The sequence below is a fragment of the Brachyspira pilosicoli genome, from assembly GCF_019402445.1.
Lineage (GTDB): Bacteria > Spirochaetota > Brachyspiria > Brachyspirales > Brachyspiraceae > Brachyspira > Brachyspira pilosicoli_B.
The window spans coordinates 1-5,897 of sequence record NZ_SRZM01000023.1 but is presented as its reverse complement, the minus strand read 5'-3'; the positions used below and the strand labels follow the sequence as shown (position 1 = coordinate 5,897).

The following is a 5,897-nucleotide window of genomic DNA, read 5'->3' as shown; positions in this document are numbered from 1 at the left end:
ATATTATAGTTATTGATTATATATCATCGCATATATTAATGATTTTAGGTATTAATGTGAGTATTATAGTAATGTTAGCTTTTGCTGTTGTTATGATATTATTGTTTTTATTACAGATGTCAAGAATAAATAAATATGTTAAATAATGTATATTCAAAATCAGAAATTACTGAATATTTAAAGAGTAAGTCTATATTCCCAAATAAAAATAGAGGGCAGAATTTTTTATGCGACAGAAATATTGCCTATAATATAGCAAACACTGTGCCAAAAGATATTTTAAGGGGAAATTATGCTATAGAGATAGGCGGAGGATTAGGCGCTTTAAGTAAAGTTCTTGTTGATATATATAAAAATAATCTTACTATAGTTGAATATGATAATGCTTTATATAATCATTTAAAAGAAACTTATAAAGATATAAATATTATTCATAACGATATATTAAAAGTTGATATTAATGATATAGATAAAAATAAGAACTTTGATGTATATGGAAATATACCATACAATATAGCAAGCCCTATAATAGAGTGGCTTTTTTGTGATTGTTATAATAGGTGGAATTATGCTGTTTTTATGGTTCAAAGTGATTTTGCAAACAGATTAATTGCAAAAGAGGGCAGTGAAGATTATTCTGCTTTAACATTGTTTGCAAGTTTTATGTCTGATATTAAATTAGAGTATAATGTATCAAAAGAGGTTTTTTACCCAATACCCAAAGTAACATCATCTATTATAAGCATTAAGCCTAAAGAAGTTGATTTGAGTATGCTTAATATTTTTAAATCTGTTTCAAAGACATTGTTTCACAACAGAAGAAAAACTATAAAAAATAATTTTCTAAAATCTCCATACATTGATATTGATAAAGATAAAATAGATGAAATATTAGAAAAAGCAAATATTGATAAAGAGATTAGAGGGGAATCTTTGAGTATAGAAAAGGTAAAAGAGCTTTCTCTAATAATAAAAGATTATATTTAATTATTATCTCTTTGTTTTATTGAGTTTATTATATCGTTTATAGTTTTATCATCTTTTTTACTGTTGGCGTTATATATAGCAGTTATTTGAATGATGTTATTTCCGTTTATCATTATAAAACTTCTTTGATATGTTTTGTTTGGTCCGTAATAATAGCTAATTAACATATCATAGGCATTAGTTTGTTCTTTGTAGTATCCTTCTTTTTCTACCTTTACTTCTTTTAATACTTTATTATTTATTACACCATTTATTATGCCTTCTTTTGAGGCTAGTATATCTATTGGATAATTAGATTTTGTATATGAAACATTGTATATAGAGGTTTTTGTTTCTATGCCGTATGAATCTACTATTTTAAAGTTTGGATTATATTCTATCATATTGTTTATGTAGTTTTGCTGAAAGTTTTCTGGTATATCTATTGTTATATCATCAAATATTACAGTGACATTTTCTATTTTTTTACAAGAGTGTAGAATTATAGTGATAAGTAAAATGTATAATAATTTTTTATTCATAATAATTTATTATACATTAATAGTATTTTTAAAGCAAAAAAATATCAATTTTTAATATAAAAAGTTGTAAAAATATTTCTATGTTTTATAATGTTTTCTATAAGAGGTGGTAAAATATTATGAGAAAAACAAAAATAATAGCAACTTTAGGACCTAGATGGTCTAATGAAGAAATGGTAAAAAAGATAATAGAGAATGGTGCTAATGTATGCAGGCTTAATTTTTCCTTTGGAAGCTATGATGAACATTTAGAGAGAATAAACATAATAAGAAAAGTTTCTGATGAGTTGGGTAAACCTGTAGCTATATTAGCTGATTTGCAGGGACCTAAGATAAGAATAGGTAAGCTAAAAGAGAATATCACTGTAAAAGAAGGCGATATTGTAAGATTAAGTGGACATAAAGAAACTAATGATGAAAGCATAATACCTACTACACATGAAAACATTGCTCATGATGTAAAGACAGGTTCATTGCTTTTGATAGCTGATGGCACTATACAGCTTATAGTAGAATCTAGCGATGAGGCTTCAAAACTTGTTGTATGTAAGGTTATAACTGGAGGTACTATATTAAGCAGTAAGGGTATTAATTTACCTGGTGCTCATGTAACAACAGAGGTTTTAACAGAAAAAGATGTTAGTGATGCTTTATTTGCTGCTAAAAACGGTGCTAATTATTTAGGTATGAGTTTTGTAAGAAGGGCAGAAGATGTTATAAGACTTAGAAAGATATTAGATGATAATAATTTTCAGCATGTTGGAATAGTATCAAAAATAGAAAATACAGAATCATTAGAAAATTTGGAAAGTATAATAAAAGTGTCTGATGGTGTAATGGTGGCAAGAGGAGACTTGGGAGTAGAAATACCATTTGGAGAGGTTCCTGTTTGGCAGAAGAAGATACTAAAAATGGCAAACGATATGGGTAAAATTACAATAATAGCTACCCAAATGCTTGAGAGTATGACAAAAAGCCCAGTTCCTTCAAGAGCAGAAGCTAGCGATGTTGCTAACGCTGTATTAGACGGTACAGATGTTGTGATGATGTCTGCTGAAACTGCTTCGGGAGATTATCCTATAGAGTCTGTTAAGGCTATGGTTTCTATAGTAGAGGCTGCTGAGAGGTCTGTTAATAAAACTTCTCATGACAATATGACTTATTTAGACAGCGGAGTTAATGATGCTTTGGCTGATAGTGCTTCTTATTTATCATATAGTTTAGATAATAAGGCAATAATAGCTCTTTCAAGGTCTGGAAGAACAGTTAGAAATCTATCTAAGAAAAGACCAAAAACTCCTATAGTATTTATGTCTGCTGACAGCAATCTTTGTAATGGTCTTGCTATATGTCATAACGTTTATACTATACATATGCCTGAAGATTTGAACTTTAGTGCTGGTATTAATCACGGAGGCGAAATTAATATACTTGAAGATACTTTGGTAGAACATAAATTAGCAGGACATGGCGACATAATAATAGTAGTGAGCGGAAGCAAATGGCAGGGCAGGTGGCAAGAGAATAGCGTTCGTATAGTAGTTATGCACTAAATTTGTATATAAAAGAATAGTTATTTCTTATCATTTTTCGACCTTTTAAACAAAAAAGTCGGTAATTTTAAAGTTGCAAAATAGACTTGACAAATTTAGTATATTTTGTTTTAATTAATGTAAGCGTATTTAAATAATTTTAGGGATAATTATGGATTTAAATCTTAAAAATAAAATAGCTTTAGTGACAGGCGGAAGCAGAGGAATAGGAAAAAAAATAGCAGAGGCTTTAGCTAATGAAGGAGCTAATGTTGTTGTTACTGCTACAAATATTAATAAGGCTCAAGAAGTTGCTAATGAATTAAAATCAAAATATGATGTAGAATCACTTGCTTTAGTTCATGATGTTAAATCTAGCGAATCTTGTAAAGAGGTTGTTGCTAAGACAATAGAAAAATTTGGTTCTATAGATGTATTAGTTAATAATGCTGGTATTACTAGAGATATGCTAGTTATACAAATGGACGACAATGCTTGGAATGATGTTATAGATACTAATTTATCTGGAGCATTTTACACTTCAAGAGAAGCTGCTAAAAGCATGTTAAGAGCAAGAAAGGGTAAAATAATTAATATATCAAGCGTTATAGGAAAAATGGGTAATGCTGGTCAGGTGAATTATGCTGCAGCTAAGGCTGGTATTATAGGTATTACTAAATCTATGGCTAAAGAGTTTGCTCCTCGCGGAATATGCGTTAATGCTATAGCACCTGGATTTATTCAAACAGATATGACAGATGTACTTGCTGAAGATGCTGTAAAAAAGATAATGGATATTACACCTTTAAAAAAGTTGGGCAATGCTGAAGATGTTGCTAATATAGTTGTATTTCTTGCATCAGATTTGAGCAATTATATAACAGGGGAAGTTATAGCCGTTGACGGCGGTATGTCTATGTAATAGTTAATAAAGTTGCTTTGCACTTTATAATAAATTAAAAATAATAATAAATTAATAAAAGGAGATTCAACATGGCATTAATCGATGAAATTAAAGATGTTGTTGCTAATCAATTAAACATTTCAGACAAAAGTAAAATCACAGATACAGCTTCTTTCGTAGATGATTTGAACGCTGATTCACTTGATTTAGTAGAACTTATTATGGAATTAGAAAAACGTTATGATATCAAAATTCCTCAAGAAGAACAAGAAAAAATTAAAAATGTAGCTGATGCTGCTAAATATATTGAAGAGCATAAGAAGTAATTTTCTTAAAGATATTAATTATTCCCGTAATATTTTTGCGGGAATTTTTATATTTATAACATATAGGAGTTATTATGAGCGAACGCAGAGTTGTTATTACGGGGCTTGGAATAGTAAGTTGTCTTGGAAACGATGTTAAAACTTTCTGGGATAATCTTCTTAATGGTGTTTCTGGAATTAAACCTCTTGGTAAATATTTTGATCCAGAAAAAGAACAACTAGTTACTAGAATAGGCGGTGAAGTGGCTGCTTTAGAAGGTGATTATTATTCTGATAAGAAGATGCTAAGAAGACTTGACCCTTTTATAACTTATGGTGTATATGCTGCTTATCATGCTTTAAAACAGGCTGGTATAGAGCCTAAGACAGGTTTTGACCCTTTGAGGGCAGGCTGTGTTCTTGGTAGCGGTATAGGCGGTATCACTACTCTTTTAAATAATCATAATGTAATACTTGCTGACGGACCAAGCAGAGTTTCCCCTTTCTTTGTTCCTATGCAAATTATTAATATGACACCTGGTTTAATAGCTATGGAATATGGCATGAATGGTCCTAATTATAGTACAGTTACTGCTTGTGCTTCTTCAAACCATTCTATAGGTTTAGGATACAAGCATATTAAAGATAATGAGGCTGATATTATGATAGTTGGCGGTTCTGAGGCTACTATCAATCCTCTTACTATAGCTGGATTTAATAATGCTAGAGCTTTATCTACTAGAAATGATGAACCTACTAAAGCTTCTAGACCTTTTGATAAGGGTAGAGATGGATTTGTTATAGCTGAGGGTGCTGGTATACTTGTACTTGAAGAGTATGAGCATGCTAAGAAAAGAAATGCTAATATACTTGCTGAAGTTTCTGGATATGGTTTTACTTGTGATGCTAATCATATTACTGCACCTTTAGAAGATGGTGCTATGGGTGCTAGAGCTATGTCTTTGGCTATAGAGTCTGCTAAAATTTCTCCAGACAAGATTGACTATGTTAATACTCATGGTACTTCTACTCCTGTAGGTGATATTGCTGAGATTAAAGCTGTTAAGAAGGCTTTAGGTGAAGACCATGCTAAAAAGATAAAAGTTAACTCTACTAAGTCTATGACAGGTCATGCTTTGGGTGCTGCTGGCGGAATAGAGGCTATTGCTACTGTAATGAGTATAATAGATTCTAAAGTTCACCCTACTATTAATGTTGATGAGCAAGACCCTGAATGCGATTTAGATGTTGTTGCTAATACAGCTCAAGACTACAAGATAGAATATGCTATAAGCAATTCTTTTGGTTTTGGCGGACATAATGCTTCTATAGTATTTAAAAGAGTATAATAAATAGTTGATATAATAATTTAAAAGTCATATTTAGTTTAATTACTAGGTATGACTTTTTTATTTGCATAAATATTTTATAAATAATATATTAAACGACTATATTTTGTTATATAATTTTTTTGTTTTCTTCAACTTTTTTCAACTTACACTCTTCGTACTTCGTCAAAGTTTTACCATTCGGATACGCTTAATAAATAGCTGCATTTTTAGAAAAATATAAGTATTATTTTATATTTTATGTATATTTCAAATATATAAAGATTAATAACTTGCACTTTTTGCAACTTTTTGCGGCG

At 30.1% G+C, this 5,897-nt stretch carries 6 protein-coding genes; 5 read left to right on the top strand and 1 reads right to left on the bottom strand.

The annotated features are described in order from the left end of the window. The first annotated feature begins 135 nt into the window (after nucleotides 1-135). The gene (gene rsmA / locus E6A48_RS01020; protein ID WP_219708147.1) at nucleotides 136-987 is read left to right on the top strand and encodes a 16S rRNA (adenine(1518)-N(6)/adenine(1519)-N(6))-dimethyltransferase RsmA; all 852 of its coding nucleotides are present in this window, start codon (nucleotides 136-138) and stop codon (nucleotides 985-987) included. Here rsmA and E6A48_RS01015 read toward each other — a convergent pair. After that, nucleotides 984-1,508 (bottom strand): hypothetical protein, encoded by a 525-nt coding sequence (locus tag E6A48_RS01015; RefSeq protein ID WP_219708146.1) that lies wholly within the window; start codon nucleotides 1,506-1,508, stop codon nucleotides 984-986. The two genes, rsmA and E6A48_RS01015, sit on opposite strands and share 4 nt — an antisense overlap. A gap of 119 nt (nucleotides 1,509-1,627) precedes the next feature. On the opposite strand from E6A48_RS01015, the gene pyk reads away from it, so the two are divergent. The 4 genes from pyk (at nucleotide 1,628) to fabF (ending at nucleotide 5,598) form a co-directional block, all read left to right on the top strand. Next, the gene (gene pyk / locus E6A48_RS01010) at nucleotides 1,628-3,061 is read left to right on the top strand and encodes a pyruvate kinase (RefSeq protein ID WP_219708145.1); all 1,434 of its coding nucleotides are present in this window, start codon (nucleotides 1,628-1,630) and stop codon (nucleotides 3,059-3,061) included. A gap of 151 nt (nucleotides 3,062-3,212) precedes the next feature. Further along, nucleotides 3,213-3,962 (top strand): 3-oxoacyl-[acyl-carrier-protein] reductase, encoded by a 750-nt coding sequence (gene fabG, locus E6A48_RS01005; protein WP_219708144.1) that lies wholly within the window; start codon nucleotides 3,213-3,215, stop codon nucleotides 3,960-3,962. A 71-nt stretch (nucleotides 3,963-4,033) separates the two neighbouring features. Then, on the top strand, nucleotides 4,034-4,270 hold the full coding sequence (gene acpP, locus E6A48_RS01000; protein ID WP_013243488.1) for an acyl carrier protein: 237 nt from the start codon (nucleotides 4,034-4,036) through the stop codon (nucleotides 4,268-4,270). Nucleotides 4,271-4,344: 74 nt separating this feature from the next. After that, nucleotides 4,345-5,598 carry a beta-ketoacyl-ACP synthase II gene (fabF, locus tag E6A48_RS00995; protein ID WP_219708143.1) on the top strand — a complete coding sequence of 418 codons (1,254 nt, stop codon included), beginning with the start codon at nucleotides 4,345-4,347 and terminating at the stop codon, nucleotides 5,596-5,598. Nucleotides 5,599-5,897 lie beyond the last annotated feature (299 nt).

What these genes read in the sequence shown, in the direction of transcription:
- rsmA (WP_219708147.1), top strand. Translation starts at nt 136, where the DNA reads ATGTTAAATAATGTATATTCAAAATCAGAAATTACTGAATATTTAAAG.
- E6A48_RS01015 (WP_219708146.1), bottom strand. Translation starts at nt 1,508, where the DNA reads ATGAATAAAAAATTATTATACATTTTACTTATCACTATAATTCTACAC.
- pyk (WP_219708145.1), top strand. Translation starts at nt 1,628, where the DNA reads ATGAGAAAAACAAAAATAATAGCAACTTTAGGACCTAGATGGTCTAAT.
- fabG (WP_219708144.1), top strand. Translation starts at nt 3,213, where the DNA reads ATGGATTTAAATCTTAAAAATAAAATAGCTTTAGTGACAGGCGGAAGC.
- acpP (WP_013243488.1), top strand. Translation starts at nt 4,034, where the DNA reads ATGGCATTAATCGATGAAATTAAAGATGTTGTTGCTAATCAATTAAAC.
- fabF (WP_219708143.1), top strand. Translation starts at nt 4,345, where the DNA reads ATGAGCGAACGCAGAGTTGTTATTACGGGGCTTGGAATAGTAAGTTGT.